The 15620-nt window shown below is 52.6% G+C and carries 17 protein-coding genes; 10 read left to right on the top strand and 7 right to left on the bottom strand.

The window, feature by feature from the left end:
* Nucleotides 1–505: 505 nt before the first annotated feature.
* Together ACJJI0_RS14965 and ACJJI0_RS14960 are read right to left on the bottom strand one after the other, a co-directional pair.
* Nucleotides 506–1081, bottom strand: a complete 576-nt coding sequence (locus tag ACJJI0_RS14965) for a rhomboid family intramembrane serine protease (protein ID WP_444883202.1) — start codon at nt 1079–1081, stop codon at nt 506–508.
* Nucleotides 1082–1185: 104 nt separating this feature from the next.
* Entirely contained in the window at nt 1186–2073 is an 888-nt protein-coding gene (locus tag ACJJI0_RS14960) for a YicC/YloC family endoribonuclease (protein WP_444883201.1), read from the bottom strand.
* A 109-nt stretch (nt 2074–2182) separates the two neighbouring features.
* On the opposite strand from ACJJI0_RS14960, the gene rph reads away from it, so the two are divergent.
* A complete protein-coding gene (gene rph / locus ACJJI0_RS14955) occupies nt 2183–2902 on the top strand; it encodes a ribonuclease PH (protein WP_252083885.1) in 720 nt (239 codons plus the stop codon).
* Between the two features lie 108 nt (nt 2903–3010).
* Here the strand turns inward: rph and ACJJI0_RS14950 are convergent, their stop codons facing one another.
* On the bottom strand, nt 3011–3778 hold the full coding sequence (locus ACJJI0_RS14950) for an exodeoxyribonuclease III (RefSeq protein ID WP_252083884.1): 768 nt from the start codon (nt 3776–3778) through the stop codon (nt 3011–3013).
* A gap of 117 nt (nt 3779–3895) precedes the next feature.
* Between ACJJI0_RS14950 and pyrE the strand changes: the two genes are divergently transcribed.
* Nucleotides 3896–4546: an orotate phosphoribosyltransferase gene (pyrE, locus tag ACJJI0_RS14945; RefSeq protein ID WP_252083883.1), complete on the top strand. Its 651-nt coding sequence runs from the start codon at nt 3896–3898 to the stop codon at nt 4544–4546.
* 51 nt (nt 4547–4597) lie between these two features.
* Entirely contained in the window at nt 4598–5185 is a 588-nt protein-coding gene (locus ACJJI0_RS14940; RefSeq protein ID WP_444883200.1) for a hypothetical protein, read from the top strand.
* 84 nt (nt 5186–5269) lie between these two features.
* On the opposite strand, the gene slmA is transcribed toward ACJJI0_RS14940, so the two are convergent.
* The 4 genes from slmA to coaBC all read right to left on the bottom strand — a co-directional run bounded on the left by slmA (nt 5270) and on the right by coaBC (nt 10685).
* Nucleotides 5270–5878 carry a nucleoid occlusion factor SlmA gene (gene slmA, locus ACJJI0_RS14935; RefSeq protein WP_252083881.1) on the bottom strand — a complete coding sequence of 203 codons (609 nt, stop codon included), beginning with the start codon at nt 5876–5878 and terminating at the stop codon, nt 5270–5272.
* 126 nt (nt 5879–6004) lie between these two features.
* Complete coding sequence (gene argB / locus ACJJI0_RS14930) at nt 6005–6907, bottom strand: acetylglutamate kinase (RefSeq protein ID WP_444883199.1); 903 nt, start codon at nt 6905–6907, stop codon at nt 6005–6007.
* Nucleotides 6908–7060: 153 nt separating this feature from the next.
* Complete coding sequence (locus ACJJI0_RS14925; protein ID WP_444883198.1) at nt 7061–9454, bottom strand: phosphomannomutase/phosphoglucomutase; 2394 nt, start codon at nt 9452–9454, stop codon at nt 7061–7063.
* Nucleotides 9455–9476: 22 nt separating this feature from the next.
* Complete coding sequence (gene coaBC, locus ACJJI0_RS14920) at nt 9477–10685, bottom strand: bifunctional phosphopantothenoylcysteine decarboxylase/phosphopantothenate--cysteine ligase CoaBC (protein ID WP_444883197.1); 1209 nt, start codon at nt 10683–10685, stop codon at nt 9477–9479.
* Between the two features lie 150 nt (nt 10686–10835).
* Here coaBC and radC point away from each other — a divergent pair, with 150 nt between their 5' ends.
* The 7 genes from radC to ACJJI0_RS14885 all read left to right on the top strand — a co-directional run bounded on the left by radC (nt 10836) and on the right by ACJJI0_RS14885 (nt 15615).
* Nucleotides 10836–11510 (top strand): RadC family protein, encoded by a 675-nt coding sequence (gene radC, locus ACJJI0_RS14915; RefSeq protein ID WP_444883196.1) that lies wholly within the window; start codon nt 10836–10838, stop codon nt 11508–11510.
* Nucleotides 11511–11737: 227 nt separating this feature from the next.
* Entirely contained in the window at nt 11738–11974 is a 237-nt protein-coding gene (rpmB, locus tag ACJJI0_RS14910; RefSeq protein WP_020413982.1) for a 50S ribosomal protein L28, read from the top strand.
* A 36-nt stretch (nt 11975–12010) separates the two neighbouring features.
* Nucleotides 12011–12166, top strand: coding sequence for a 50S ribosomal protein L33 (rpmG, locus tag ACJJI0_RS14905; RefSeq protein WP_020413983.1), 156 nt, complete (start codon nt 12011–12013; stop codon nt 12164–12166).
* 87 nt (nt 12167–12253) lie between these two features.
* Nucleotides 12254–13069 (top strand): bifunctional DNA-formamidopyrimidine glycosylase/DNA-(apurinic or apyrimidinic site) lyase, encoded by an 816-nt coding sequence (mutM, locus tag ACJJI0_RS14900; RefSeq protein WP_444883195.1) that lies wholly within the window; start codon nt 12254–12256, stop codon nt 13067–13069.
* Nucleotides 13070–13142: 73 nt separating this feature from the next.
* Nucleotides 13143–13301: a DUF5993 family protein gene (locus ACJJI0_RS14895; RefSeq protein WP_252083875.1), complete on the top strand. Its 159-nt coding sequence runs from the start codon at nt 13143–13145 to the stop codon at nt 13299–13301.
* Nucleotides 13302–13314: 13 nt separating this feature from the next.
* Entirely contained in the window at nt 13315–13854 is a 540-nt protein-coding gene (locus ACJJI0_RS14890) for a disulfide bond formation protein B (RefSeq protein WP_444883194.1), read from the top strand.
* A gap of 81 nt (nt 13855–13935) precedes the next feature.
* Nucleotides 13936–15615: an amidohydrolase gene (locus tag ACJJI0_RS14885; RefSeq protein WP_444883193.1), complete on the top strand. Its 1680-nt coding sequence runs from the start codon at nt 13936–13938 to the stop codon at nt 15613–15615.
* Nucleotides 15616–15620: the final 5 nt, after the last annotated feature.

The following is a 15620-nucleotide window of genomic DNA, read 5'->3' as shown; positions in this document are numbered from 1 at the left end:
TTAAAAAGACCAAAATTAGTACCAAAGTTTCACATTGGCACAGATATATAACGACTTTGAGATTATTGTCCTCAGCTGAGGAACCTGAAATTGTGTGGCTTATGACGACAAATTTATAATTTTTTAGAAAAAAGTCAGGTAATGAGAACTTGGTCAGTGAGAAGGTGTGTCTTAGTTCACGAGCTCAGTTGGCGAGGGGTGGTTATCGGTTTTGCAGAAAAAAACAGTAAATCACTGTTTGGCAGCAAATGATTTTATGCCTTTCTGGTGCGAGGTAATTTTAAGTATTTTTGTCACAGCGCATGCATTAATCCCCAGTGGTAGCTTCTTTCAGAGTTCGCGCTGAATACTGACTGGTAACTTTTCTGACATCACAATTACTTCAAAACAGCATTCAGCCGTCTGTACGAACTATGGCCGGAAACTTGTTTTTATTTTTTTGAGTGCACACAGAGAGCGGTCATCCGGCTCCCTGTGTGCCTGCTGTGAATTTGCTAGAGAAAAACTATGAATTTTTAGATACAGCTTGTCGGTCCGTAATAGGGTTGGGTGTGTGGGCCCATATTTTTGCAGCCATTATGCCAAAGAGAAAACCGAATAGATGCGATTCCCAGGAAATATACATTCCTTGTGGCAGCACACCAAAAATAAGCCCGCCATAAACCAATCCGACAAAAATGGATATCATTAGTCGAACAAACTGCTTGCTGATAAAGCCGGCCAGCAATAAGAATCCAAAATAGCCATAAATTACTGAACTTGCGCCCAGATGATTCCCGCCTCTAGCAAATAGCCAAACGGCAAGGCCAGTGGTGACAATAATCGTCAGAGTGACTTTTAGGTAGGTTTTCACTCCATATTGCAACAGCAAAAAACTGAAAACGCACAGGGTTACTATATTGGATAGAAAATGCCAGATGCTTCCGTGTAGCAATGGAGCGGTAAAAATATGGGGCAGATGGTCGATGGATCTAGGAACTAGGCCGAAGTAATTCAATGAGCGGCCGGATAATATATTAATAATTTCAATAATGGTTACAGCTAAGAATATAGCCCCAACCCATTTAATATTATTTCGCATATAAAATGTATTTTAATGTTAGCTGGGTAAAGCAGCAGATAGTTTTTTAGCAGAACGTGAATACGGGGCTCTTATTTTGGTTTTAAAAAAGCCCCACAATATGCTTACTCAATATTTTGTACTTGCTCACGCATTTGTTCGATCAAGACCTTCAGCTCTACTGCAGCCTGGGTGGTGTCGGTTACCACGGACTTGGAGGATAGAGTGTTGGCCTCGCGGTTAAATTCCTGCATAAGAAAATCCAAGCGCCGACCTATAGCGCCGCCTCCAGCGAGTACCCGGCGGGTTTCTACAGTGTGGGCATTTAGGCGATCGAGTTCTTCATCGACGTCGGCTTTTTGAGCGAGCAGTACAATTTCCTGTTCCAAGCGCTCCTTATCCAATTCTATAGAGAGCTCTTCCAGGCGGTTGCGCAGTTTTTCCCGCTGTGCCTCTAGAATCTGTGGTAGCAGTTCCCGCACTAGGGCGACTTGTTCTTCAATGCCTTTTAAGCGAGCTTCAATAAATTTGGCTAACTCCGCACCCTCACGCTCACGATTCGCGCGCAGTTGTTCTAGCGCTTCGCGAAACGCCTGCAAAATAGTGGCGGATTGCTGCTCAGTATCGGCTTCCGGTTCGCTAATAACACCGGGCCATTGGAGAATCTGCAGGGGGTTGAGTGGTTGGGCGCCTTCACCGCCGGTCACTTGTTTGGCGGCGTTAATCAATGCTTGTGCCAGCGGCTGATTAATTTCAAGCCCACTCGTTTCCACACTGTTGGGTTTTACTGTAAGCGTGAGTTCCACTTTTCCACGGGATAAACTTTTCCGCAAAATATCTCGTAACTGCGCTTCCAGAGGGCGGGCGACCTCGGGCAGACGGAAGTGCGGCTCCAGATAGCGATGGTTGACCGAGCGCAGCTCCCAAATGGCGTTTCCTGTGGCATAAGCGGCTTCGGCGCGACCGAAGGCTGTCATGCTTCGCACTTTGTTCTGTTCCCGGTTATTGGCCATTGCTCATCCCCTGCAGGCGTATTTATCGGCTCGGCATCATAGCACAGCGTTCGGATATCCATGTGGGGGTATATAATGCAGGGCTTTCATTCATTGACCGAGGTGAGCTATGCAGCGTCCCAGTGGCCGCGCGGCGGCGCAGATGCGCCAGATAAAAATTACCCGAAACTACACCCGCCACGCCGAGGGCTCTGTGTTGGTAGAGTTTGGCGACACAAAAGTTCTGTGTAATGCCTCAGTGTCGAGTGAAGTACCGCGCTTCCTGCGCGGTCAGGGCAGCGGTTGGATCACCGCGGAGTATGGCATGCTGCCGCGCTCTACAGGTTCCCGCATGCCGCGTGAGGCAGCCAAGGGTAAACAGAGCGGCCGCACTGTAGAGATCCAGCGTCTGATTGGCCGCTCCCTGCGCGCAGCGGTGGATCTGGAAAAGCTTGGAGAGAATCAGATCACCCTGGATTGCGATGTTATCCAGGCCGATGGCGGCACACGCACGGCGGCTATTACCGGCGCTTGTGTAGCCTTGGTGGATGCGCTGCGCCATATGCAGCGGGAAAAAATTCTCGCTGAGGATCCGTTGCTCAACCTTGTCGCGGCGGTCTCTGTCGGAATTTATGACGGCGAGCCGGTTTTGGATCTGGACTATCCAGAGGACAGCGCGGCTGATACGGATATGAATCTGGTGATGGCGGCAGACGGAGGTATGATCGAAGTACAGGGTACCGCTGAAGGTAAGCCTTTTTCCGAGAAAGAGTTCGCGCAGATGCTGGGCTTGGGTAAAGCGGGAATCGATGAACTGATCGAGATACAGCAAAAAGCCTTGGATGAGTGAGGCTTTGTATTTTGCTGAGTTAGGACCGCTCCCGCTGTAAAGCGGGTCGGTTCGCGACAGGACTCGGCTCCCCTACTCTCAGCCGAAATGGGCCGAGTCCTCAACGGTTTATACTTCCAGGTCGTAATCCATCATTAGTGGTAGGTGGCTGGAGAAATTCACATTCTTGTTAATCGCACCGTACTCAATACGATTTTTCAACCCGTGTGAAACGATCTGCATGTCGGTACGCCAGCCATCACCTTCGCCTACGGTGCCACTCGGCCACCAGGTAAATTCATCGGTGTCTTTGACCACGCGGCGAAAGGCATCGACATAGCCAATTTCATTGAACAGCTGGTCCAACCAGCGCTGTTCGTGACGCATGAAACCAGGGTTATCCTGGTGGTCCTGCCAGTTCTGCACATCGGCACGGCGGTGTGCCATGCCCCAGTTACCGCAGAAAATAAAATCGCGGCGCTTGCGGCTGATTTTGTGCAGGTGCGCTTGCATGTCGTCGAAAAACTGGACCTTTTTCTCCAGTGAAGCCTCGTCAGTGGCTATTGGCGCTAACAGAGAACCCACACTCAGGCGTTCAAAATCTGCCTGTAAATAGCGCCCATACATATCCTCGCCGTTGGCGAAACCCATACCGAAAATAATGGCTTTGGGCTGGTTGCGTGTATAGATCGCCACGCCGTTTTCATGGGGCGTTCCCGAATCGAAGAAGTAGCTGTAATAGCCATCGGGGTGGAATATGGGGTGGTCTAGCTCCGGCTCCAGAGAGCGCAGGTCTTGAAGGCAGATAATGTCTGCATCCTGCTCAGCTAACCAATCGTAGAGACCGCGCTGTGCGGCCTGATGAACGCCGTCTACAGACAAGCTTACTATTCGCATTATTAGCCCCTTACCAGCGGACTGTGTATCATTAGAAACATTATTTGCATGCCTATCCCCGGAAGAAATGCTACGGGGAGGTCTCCCTTCACCTTAGCTAATAGTTAACAATTTTCCATGCAGCAATATCAGCGCAATTTTATCCAATTGGCCCTGGATCATCAGGTGTTGTGTTTTGGTGACTTCACTCTGAAGTCAGGCCGTCAAAGCCCCTATTTTTTCAATGCTGGCCGCTTCCACACCGGTGCGGCATTAGCCGCACTGGGACAGGCTTACGCCGAGGCGATTATCGCTTCGGGAGTGGAGTTTGATGTCATTTTCGGACCGGCTTACAAGGGTATCCCGCTGGGTGCGGTGACTGCCGTGGCACTGGCTCAGAAAGGTATCGATAAGCCTTTCTGCTACAACCGCAAAGAGGCCAAGGATCACGGCGAAGGCGGAACCTTAGTGGGTGCGCCGCTTAATGGCAAGGTTTTGATCATTGATGATGTGATTACGGCCGGTACTGCGGTGCGTGAGGTGATGCAAATCATCGAATCTCACGGTGCCGAAGCGGCCGGTGTGGTCATCGGTTTAAATCGTCAGGAAAAGGCCAGCGAAGATTGTGAATTCTCCGCTATTCAGCAGGTCGAACAGCAGTTTAATATCCCAGTCATTAGCATTGTACAGCTGGATGATATAGTCAGTTTCCTCGAGCAGGAGTCTCAGGATAGTGAAACCCTGCAAAAAATTGTCGATTACCGGCAGCGTTACGGCGTAACGGGTTAAGTGAGAGGCCCGCTCGTTATAGCGGGCCGCATCAATTTAGTGAGAAGAGCGATGGCAATCGCCCCCATAAAATGTTTCCTGGTTCCTGCCATTCTGTTGTCGAGTGCCGCCAGCGGTGAGCAGTTACTCTATCGCTATACCGATGAGCAGGGCATCATGGTACTCAATGAAATGGTGCCGCCGGAGTACGTGGCTAAGGGCTACGAAATTCTCAACCTTTCTGGCCGTGTTATAGAAGTGGTTCCACCGCAGTTGAGTCCCGAGGAGTTCAAAGCGCAGCGCCGACAGGAAGCACGCGAAGAAGCGGACCGCAAGCTGCTCAAACGCTATAACAGCCTCGCCGATATCGAAAGTGCGCGCAAACGCAAGCTGGCAATTGTCGAGCAGGATATGGCGATCATGCACTCGAATATCACCAGTCTCACTCGTCAAATTACCCAGGAAGAAACACAGGCGGCGCGCACCCAGCGCGGTGGGCGCGAGGTGGCTCCGGAGCTCCTGCAGCGTATTGCCGATCTGCAAAAAGAAGTGGCAGTACTGCGCGAGCGCCTTAAACGGCGCGCTGACGAGGCCAGTTCTATCGGTGAGGAATTTGATAAAGCCGCCGCGCGCTACGCAGAAATTACTAACAGATCCTGATAGTGCAGGACCATTAGCGCCTTTCTGGCTTCGTTACACGTGCGTCCTTCCAGTTATCTTTCACTTTCCATACCGCACAGCCAGTTACCTGGCTGCGGCGACGGTCTCGCGGAAAAAGCCGGAGGTCAAAACCGGCCATTGCTCGGCCCAGTACTCGGTGGGCTTGCGCTTAAAGCCGCTGCGTACATATTGCACGATACGGCCCTCGGCACTGGCCAATAACAGGTTGGCGGCACCGCCCAGGGGCAGGGTTGGACGCAGGTGTTCACGCAGTTCCGCTTCACGCAAAATCTGACGGATTTGGGTTTCCAGGCGATCGAACAGCTGCAGGATACGCCCGTGCAAACGCTCGGTTTCGCCGGTCAACGCATCGCCAGTGAGAAGTCGGGTAATACCCGGATTGCGCTCACAAAAAGCCAGCAGAAGGTGCAGGATTCTCTGGCATCGCTCCAAAGCAGAGGGTTCTTCCTGAAGAATCAGCGCTATGCGACTGAAAATAGTCTCCTCGATAAACTCGATCAGGCCTTCGAACATTTTTGACTTACTGGGGAAGTGGCGGTATAGCGCCGCTTCAGAAAAGCCAACTTCCTTGGCCAGGGCTGCAGTTGTAATACGTGCGCCAGGACTGGCTTCCAGCATATGTGCCAGAGATTCCAGAATTTGCTGGCGCCGATTGATTTTTTCGCTGCTCATTGATTGCCTTTAGTCCACTGGGGGGTGGACGGTGATTTTTGCTCTTGTCGCCATAATATTTCGGCGGCGGAATCCTACCGATTCGGACGTCTGTCTTCAATTGCCAAGCGCTACTGTGCGATGGCTTTATGTCTCACTATTGGTAATCAAGGTGCCGACGCCGGTGTCGGTAAATATTTCCAGCAGGACCGCGTGAGGTACCCGGCCGTCGATAATATGGGCAGAAGTGACCCCGTCTTTTACCGCGTCGAGCGCACAACTGATTTTCGGCAGCATACCGCCATGAATGGTGCCATCTTCAATCAACCCTTCCACCTGGGGCGTCGTCAGGCCGGTGAGTACCTCGCCCTGCTTATCTTGCAGGCCTGCAACATTGGTGAGCAGCATCAGCTTTTCTGCCTGCAAGCACTCGGCGACCTTACCGGCCACCAGATCGGCATTGATATTGTAAGAAACCCCCTCTTTATCGACGCCGATGGGGGCGATTACCGGAATAAAGCCGCCCTGGATCAGCATATTGATGACATCGGTATTGACCTTTTCCACCTCGCCTACCTGGCCGATATCAATAATTTCTGAGGCGTGCAGGCCGGCGCTCTCATTTTTGCGACTCAGTTTGCGCGCTTCGATTAACAAGCCATCCTTGCCGGTAACGCCGACTGCGCGACCACCGTTCTGATTGATCAGATTGACAATTTGCTTGTTGACCGTGCCTCCTAATACCATTTCCACCACATCCATGGTCTCGCTATCGGTTACGCGCATACCGTCGACAAAGTGAGATTCGATATTGAGTTTGTTCAACAGCAGGCCTATTTGCGGGCCGCCGCCGTGTACCACTACCGGGTTCATGCCCACCAGCTTCATCAGGATAATGTCGCGGGCAAAGTCGCTTTGCAGTTCGTGATCCACCATGGCATTACCGCCAAACTTTACCACCACTGTTTTATTGGTGAATTGCTGGATATAGGGCAAGGCTTCATTCAAAACCTGAGCAATACGCAGAGCGGACTTCTTATCGAGGGACATGGCAATTCCTTTATGGTGGGATGCGGCTGGATAGCTTTCCCGCTGTCCAGCCGCTGCTGTAGATACTGCGCGGTCGAGATTTTTTTGATTAAAGCACGGAGCGCTAGTCGGTTGCGGCACCTGCCTGTGCCGCACAGGTTTAAAATTGGTGCGCTAGTTGAGCAGTTCCCAATTGGGAACGACAACTGTGGGAGCAATTTTCTTGATCTGCGCCATGACTACTTTGCGAATACGCTCCAGAGCCTCTTTATTTTCGGCCTCGAAGCGCAGGGTCAACGCGCTGGTGGTATTGGAGGCGCGCACCAGCCCCCAGCCATCAGAAAATTCTATGCGCAGACCGTCGGTAGTATTGATATCGGCATTGTCAAAATTGCCTTGTTCGCGCAACTGCTCAATCAGGGAGAATTTCTCCTGCTCCTCTACGGGCAACAATATTTCCGGGGTGCTCTCCATTTGCGGCAGTGAGTCGAGGAGTTCATCCAGGCTCTGTTCCCGCAGGGCCATAATCTCCAGGAGCCGCGCCGCTGCGTAGATACCATCGTCGAAACCAAACCAGCGATCCCGAATAAAAATATGGCCGGATAACTCACCGCCAAGAATTGCCTTGGTTTCTAGCATTTTGTTTTTCATCGGCGCGTGGCCGGTCTTCCACATCACCGGGCGGCCGCCATACTGGTTTATCAATTGAGCAAGGCTACGGCTGCTTTTCACATCGAAGACGATCGTCTCCCCTGGGTTGCGTGCCAGGATGTCTCTCGCCAGTAGCATAACTAGCTGATCGGCCCAGGCGATGCGCCCGCTGCTGGAAATCAGAGTGACACGATCACCATCGCCATCCAGAGCTATGCCCAGGTCTGCGCCGGTTTCCGCCACTTTGTCGATCAATGCTTGCAGGTTTTCCGGGCGCGAGGGATCGGGTGGATGGTTGGGGAAGTCCCCATCCACTTCACAAAACAGCGGAGTGACTGCGCAGCCCAGCTGCTCAAACAACCGGGGTGCCAAAACGGAAGTGGCTCCATTGCCCGCATCCACTATCAGGTGCGGTTGTCCGGCGAGGGCGACGTTGTTAAAGATCTCGTCAATATATTTGTCTTTAATATCCTGCTCGCGGTTACTGCCTTCCCCGCTTTTGAAGGGCCCCTGCTGCATAAGCTGGTGCAGGCCCTGTAGCTTTTCTTCAGAGAGGGGGCGGCCCTTGAGCACAATCTTGAAGCCATTGTATTCCGCCGGATTGTGGCTCGCGGTCACCATAACACCGCTGCTGGTGTTCTTGCCCTTGGCGCAGGCGTAGTAAAGCAGTGGTGATGGGATCAGGCCCAGATCGATACTGTTGCAGCCGCTATCGAGAATCCCCTCCATCAGGCAGTTGCTGAGCAGTGCACTACTGTTGCGGCCATCGCGCCCCACTAGCAGGATCTGCTCTCCGGCGTGCTGTGCCAGGGTACCGAGGGCCTTTCCCAGCTGGTAGGCAAAGGGCTCATCAATTTCCTCACCGGCGATGCCGCGGATATCGTATGCGCGAAACACATGAGGGGGAAACTCGGTAGTTAGCGGATGTTGGGGCTTACCTGATTTGGTCGCAGATCTTGCCTCAGCGCGATTTGTCATATTCTGTTGTAAAGCTTCGGGAGCGATGCTGGGTGCCGATGCGAGCCCTTGGGGTAAAGCTTCATCCGCCAGCAGAGCATCCTGCTGCGACTCGGGCGCAGGGAATTTTTCACTTTCGCTTCTTCCACCTTTCTGGCTGCGCTCCCAGGGGGCACGGTTGTCTCGGGGCAGGAAGCGTAGAAGTACCAGCAAGGAGAACAGCAGGCCGGCGCCGGCTGTGAGATAGATCCACACAAGTGGCAAGCTGTGTTGCTGGATAAATGCAGGGGAGGGGCTGAACTGCACCTGCAAGTAACTATCCGGAATTGCTTCAGAATGGCTGAAGCCACTGCCCTGCCCGCCGCGCCAAAGGGGCTGTGCAATCGAATCGGGAAATTTTTGAAGCAGCTGAATCTGTCCCTGGTTTTTATCGAGCGTTTCCAGGGATGTTTGCAAAACAGCGAAGGGCTGGCTGACCAGAAGTTGTTGCCCAGCCAGGTTAACAGCATTGTGAAGCTGCCAGCTGTTGTCGGGGCCGGTACGCAGTATCTCTAGGGGCTGTTGACTGTCTTGTCGGGTACGCTTGAGCAGATCTACTAGCGCGAAGTTCAGGGTTGGCTTTTCACCTGCGCCCACGCGGATTTGTGCCTCTGAAAAGACCTGAATTCGCGATTGTTTCGGTAGTTGTGCTGTTTTTAGCTGTTCTTCAAGGGGTTGTCCATTGCGTTCAATTTGTTGCAGCTGCCGCGTGCGTTCGGCTAACAGAGACTCTATATCTTGCGCGAAGATTTTTCCCTGCGCCCGGGCTGCCTGTTGTACTTGCGCTTGATTGTGGGGGATGACTATATGCTCAACGATTAGATAGGCCCCGCAGAGCCAGGCGACGGCCGCCAGCAACGAAGGCAGCAGCAACCCCTTGTGCAATAGTCCTTGGCTCTGATTTTTCTTGTTGAAAACCACTGATTTTCCTGCCTGTTGATCTTTATTTCTGCGCTTTGACGGCAATAATTTCTATTAACTGTCGCGCTAGGTCGGCCTTTAGAGCCTCGGGCAGTTGTGTATTGCCGTGGCGATCTATCACCGTGACGGCATTGCGGTCACTATTGAAGCCGGTTTCACTGCCACTGACGTCGTTGGCGATAATCATATCGAGGTTTTTCCGTTGCAGTTTGCTTTGCGCATACTGTTCGACTTGCTGTGTCTCAGCGGCAAAGCCCACGGTAAAGGGGCGTCGCTCGCTGCGCGCGGCGATGCCGGCGACGATATCCGGGTTTTTAACCAGGGTAATAGCGCTCTCGTCGCAGCCCTCGCGTTTCTTGATTTTTTGTTCCGCCACCGAGGCGGGGCGAAAATCGGCAACAGCGGCAGCGCTGATAAAAATATCGCAGAGGTCGGCCGCACGCTCGGCGGCATCGCGCATATCCCGCGCATCGATGACATCGACGCGCTTCACATGTGCGGGAGTGGCCAAATTTACCGGCCCGGCGATCAGTGTGACCTCGGCGCCGGCCTTCCGGGCGGCCTCGGCCAGGGCGAACCCCATCTTGCCGGAGCTGTGGTTGCTCAGGTAGCGTACCGGGTCCAGGGCCTCGCGGGTTGGGCCGGCGGTAATCGCCACGCGCTTGCCGCGCAGACAGTCGCTAGAGCCGAACTGTGACTCGGCCTGCAGGGCCAAGTCAGCGGGCTCCAGCATGCGGCCGGGTCCCACGTCACCGCAGGCCTGGCTGCCAGCCGCCGGTCCCCACAGCTGTACCCCGCGGTCATGCAGGGTTTTGGCATTGGCAGCGGTGGCTGGGTGGCGCCACATGGCCTGATTCATGGCGGGGGCCAGAGCCACTGGTGCCTCGCTAGCGAGACACAAGGTGGTGAGCAGGTCGTCGGCCATGCCACAGGCCAGTTTTGCCATCATCTGGGCACTGGCGGGGGCAATCAGGATCAGGTCGGCCCACTTGGCCAGCTCGATATGCCCCATGGCGGCTTCAGCGGCTGGGTCCAGCAGATCGGTGTGTACAGGGTTGCCGGATAGGGCTTGGAAAGTCAGCGGCTGCACAAACTCGCGCGCGCCGGCGCTCATTACCACTCTCACCTGGGCACCGCGTTCTTTTAGGCGGCGTACCAGGTCGGCGCTCTTGTAAGCGGCAATACCGCCACTGATTCCCAAAAGTATGCGTTTATCGGCCAGTGAGGACATAGATACAGTTTCCGAATATATGCGAGCGGGTTAGATTAGCATTTCTGCGTCTGGACTTATAAGGCGCAGAATAGACGCGAAAATCGTGCTTGTGGTGAGTTGGGGAGAGAGTTCACAAAAAAAGACAGTCAGGGAAGGCGAGAAACGATTATGAAGATCAAGGATTGGCCGGCGGCTGAGAGGCCCAGGGAGAAGCTATTGGCGCAGGGTGCCGCGGCGCTGTCGGATGCAGAGTTGTTGGCGATATTTTTGCGGGTGGGGCTGCCGGGCGTTTCCGCAGTGGATTTGGCGCGGGGTCTACTCAGTGAGTTTGGCGGCTTGCGTGCCCTGTTGGAGGCCGGTAGGCAGCAGTTTTGTCGCGCTCGTGGATTGGGGGATGCCAAGTTTGTACAGCTGCAAGCGGCGCTGGAGATAGCGCGACGACACCTGGCAGAAACGGTGCGGAAGGGCAGTGCTTTGTGCAGTCCGGCGGCAGTGCGAGACTACCTGGCTATGCAGTTGCGCCATCGCCGCCGCGAGGTCTTTTGCTGCCTTTTCCTGGATACCCAGCACCGTGTTATCAGTTTTGAGGAATTGTTCGAGGGCACTCTGAATGCCGCCAGTGTTTATCCTCGTGAGGTGGTGCAGGCTGCTTTACAGCGGGGTGCGGCGGCAGTGATTCTGGCGCATAATCACCCATCGGGCATTTGCGAGCCTAGCCAGGCGGACATCTGGATTACCGAGCGTTTGGTACAGGCCCTGGAGCTTGTGGATATCAAGGTGCTGGATCATCTGATAGTGGGCGAGGGCCAGGCCCTATCCTTTGCAGAGCAGGGGCTGCTGTAGGCACTGCAATTGAGAAGCTGCGATTGGCGGAGAAGTACTGTACAAAACTTGCTCCCTACGGGCTCTTTTGGTATAAAACGCCGCTCTTTGCGGCCGGGCCAGATTCTGCACAGGTTCCGCCGCCATCCAGGAACCGGATTAGAATCCCGATTTTTATGTTCCCGCACACCCTTTTCCTCTTCAGGATTGGCGCCATGCGGGCACAAGCGTTTTGAAGAGGCCAACAGATGTCCAAGGTATGTCAGGTAACCGGTAAGCGTCCGGTAACCGGAAACAATGTATCCCACGCTAAGAACCGCACCAAGCGTCGCTTCGTGCCGAACCTGCACAGCCACCGTTTCTGGGTTGAGTCCGAGAAGCGTTTTGTGAAACTGCGTGTTTCCGCAAAAGGCATGCGCGTTATCGATAAGAAAGGTATCGACGCTGTCCTGACTGAGCTGCGCGCCCGCGGCGAAAAAGTATAATTAGCTGTATTCAGCTAACTGATTGGAGATTGAGCAATGCGTGAGAAGATTCGTCTGAATTCCAGCGCCGGTACTGGCCACTTCTACACCACTACCAAGAACAAGCGCAACATGCCTGAGAAAATGGAGATCAAAAAGTACGATCCCGTTGTTCGCAAGCACGTTATGTACAAAGAAGGCAAAATCAAGTAATTGCCTTCCGCGTACTCGCAGAAGAGCCCGGTTCTTGCCGGGCTTTTTTGTGTCCGCTCCTCGGCTACAGCCATCGTGAGATGAGAAATGCCTGAACTCCCAGAAGTAGAAACCACCTGCCGTGGCCTCGCCCCCCATCTAGAGGGGCAGTGGGTGCGATCGGTTGTGGTGCGACAGGCGCGACTGCGCTGGCCTGTGGACCTGGACTTCGCCAAGCACATTAAAAATGCCCGTATTCTGAAGCTGGAGCGTCGCGCCAAATACTTACTGGTGCATACAGATAAGGGGTGTGCCATCTGGCATTTGGGGATGTCTGGAAGTCTGCGCCTGGTCGAGCAGGAAGAGTCTCCTGAGAAGCATGACCATATCGACTGGCGACTCGATAGTGGCCTGACCCTGCGCTACAGGGATCCACGCCGGTTTGGCGCTCTTCTGTGGACCGCAGCAGACCCCCTGGCCCACGATCTCCTCAGTCATTTAGGGCCAGAGCCGCTGTCGGAGAGTTTTAGTGGTGACTACCTGTTCGCCGCTTCCCGCAAGCGTAAACAGTCGGTGAAAACGTTCATAATGGATGGGCGTATCGTGGTGGGGGTGGGGAATATTTATGCCAGTGAATCCCTCTTCCTGGCAGGTATCCGCCCGGATCGTGAAGCGGGCTCTATTTCAAAAGCCCGCTATCTGCGCCTTGCAGAGGCGATCAAAAAGGTATTGAGTCGTGCCATTGCCCAAGGTGGCACTACCCTGCGGGACTTTATCGGTGGTGATGGCAAGCCGGGATATTTCGCCCAGGAACTCAATGTCTACGGCCGCGCGGGAGCACCTTGCCCCAGTTGTGGGAGCCCGGTGCGGGATATGGTTCTGGGCCAGCGCAGTACCTTCTTTTGCACTCGTTGCCAGCGTTGAGCTTACTTTGCGGTAGGGCATTGGCGGGAATTTACTACTAATATCAGAGTATTGCTGTCTGTGGAGATGGCCCGTGGTATTGGTACTGCCTTTTCTCACCGTTCTGATTGCAGCCTGGTATATATGGAAGCGCCGCCAGCGCGCGGCCACCCTGTGGTGGTTGTTGACTATGGTGATTTACATCATCTGGTTGATTTATCACTCGAACACAACGCTGGACCTCTCCTTCTAGCCGGGGTGCCGCTATGGTGTATATGGTCCGAAGGCTCGATGCCCTGGCTCTTCTCGGCCTCTCTGTGGTTCTCTGGGCGGCTTTTATCATCGAGCTTTACGAGCACCAACTGCCCTGCCCCATCTGCCTGCTTCAGCGTGTAGCCTTTACCATGGCTGGCTTGGGCTTGCTGATGAACCTGCGATTTGGTGTACGTCCCGCTCACTACGGAATTGTTATCCTCTCGAGTATTGCCGGGCTGGCTGCTGCCGGGCGCCAGGTGTTGTTGCATATTCTGCCCAATAACCCCGGATTTGGAGAGCCCTTTCTCGGCTTGCATCTCTATACCTGGGCGGCCGTGGCCTTTTTTGGGCTGCTTACTTATTGCGGGGTCGCAATGATGTTGGGCTTCTTGCGGCGCAATTTGTCACCGCGTCGATTTACCTTTCCCGAGAAATTTATCGCGGTGCTTTTTCTCACCATTGCTATGGCGAACCTGGCCAGCACCCTATTGGAGTGCGGTCTAGGTCCCTGTACGAGAGGCTCTTTCGGCTATCACTGGCTGTGGCCTTGAGAGAATCATTGAATTGCTAGTCTCGCTGAATTTTTTCACAGTGGAAAATTGAGGGGATAGGGCAAATCCGTGGGAAGCTATATGCGTTTATTCAGTTTGCTATCGGTTCTTTTGCTCCTCTCCTGTGATCCTCTAGAAAAGAGCGTAGGCTCCATTCCCACCGCCAATCCCACCCCAAGCAAGCCCGCTCAGTTAATTATCCGCAACGCCACTATTTATACCGCGGATAAAGCCCGATCTATTGCTGCGGCGATGGCAATCAGGGATGGACGAATTGTCTTTGTCGGCACTGAGGCAGGTGTTGAGGCTTATATTGGCGGGGATACTGAAATTGTAGATCTGAATGGTAAGCTGGTTTTACCTGGCTTTTTCCAAAGGGCAAAAATTCGGGGGGCGGCATCCAGAATCAACTTATTTTCTGGAGGCTCCATTGAAGATTACCGTTTTGCGGTAGCGCGTTATATTCGAGAGAATCCGCAACAGCAAGTGATTGTGGGTGATGGTTGGAATTTGCAGGCATTTTCTGTTGAGCCTCCGCACAAAGGGATTCTCGATCAAATTAATGACCTGATCCCGATTATTTTATTTTCTACAGACCGAAACAATATCTGGACAAATTCAGAAGGTCTGGCTGCCGCAGGATTTAATAACGATAGTGTGAATCCTCCTAATGGATTCATAGAAAAAAACGAACACGGCATTGCTACTGGTTGGTTGCGGGGTCCTGGCGCTGTCGCACTAATAGAGAAATTGATCCCGCAGGACATAAACGGAGATTACCGAAAAGACTTGCTCAGTATGCAAGATTTAGCGGTTAGTAATGGTGTGACAAGTCTCTATGATTCCGTTGTTGTATTAAAAGATGAGGAAGGTCAAAAGCGTTATTTTGATCAAATATCCGAAATTGAACCCATGGGTTTTCGCGTGCTGGCCTCAATGGCGGTTAGTACAGATTTTGCCGACAAAGATTTTAGTTCGTTGCAGCAAAAGGTTAGTCAAATAACAATCGATGACTTTAGGCTGATTTCGATAAGTTATATTGGATGGTTACCAGAAAATTTAAAGGTGTGGATCACTACTGAACCAATCTCAAGAACTACTGGTTCGCTTAAAGAGGTTATTAGTTTGGCGCAAAGGGCGAACGCTCACCAATTTCCCATACAGATTTTGGTTTCTGGAGGAGAGGAAACTGATAAAGCTTTAAATATACTGGAAAAGTTGGAGGGGGGCGACACCAAAATACGCAATGCAATTGTTAATGCTTCTTTAGATAAAGAGTCCACTCTGGATCAGCTTTCCCAGATGCATAGTGCCGTATTTGTACAGCCAAAAAATATTTTCCTCTTGTATAGCGGCCGAGAAGGTTCAACTGGGGGTGGAGTTTTAGAGGGTGGAGAAAAATATATTCCCATGAGTGTCTCTTTATTATCTTCTGACCCCTCTCAGATTCGTGGCATGGTGGATCCAATGGCGGTTATTTATCGGGGATTAAATCTAGGAATTTCTATTGATGACCTGGTTGAGGCTTTTACAATTAATGCTGCCTATTCTGGAGGCTTGGAAAAGGAAACGGGCAGTATCGAAAAGGGTAAGTGGGCTGATTTTATTGTTTTAGATAGAAATATATTTAATGTTTCTAAAAGTCAGGTTGATGAAGCCAAAGTGATAAAGACTTTTTATAAGGGACGCTTGGTGTTTGACCGGAAATCTTTAAGAAATTCAGACAATGAACCAAGATCAATACAACTAGACACCTTCTGACCTTT

The sequence above is a fragment of the Microbulbifer mixtoriginis (SeqCode) genome (assembly GCF_052466695.1).
Note: the sequence above shows the minus strand (reverse complement) of the source record. Positions and strands in the feature narration are given on the sequence as shown.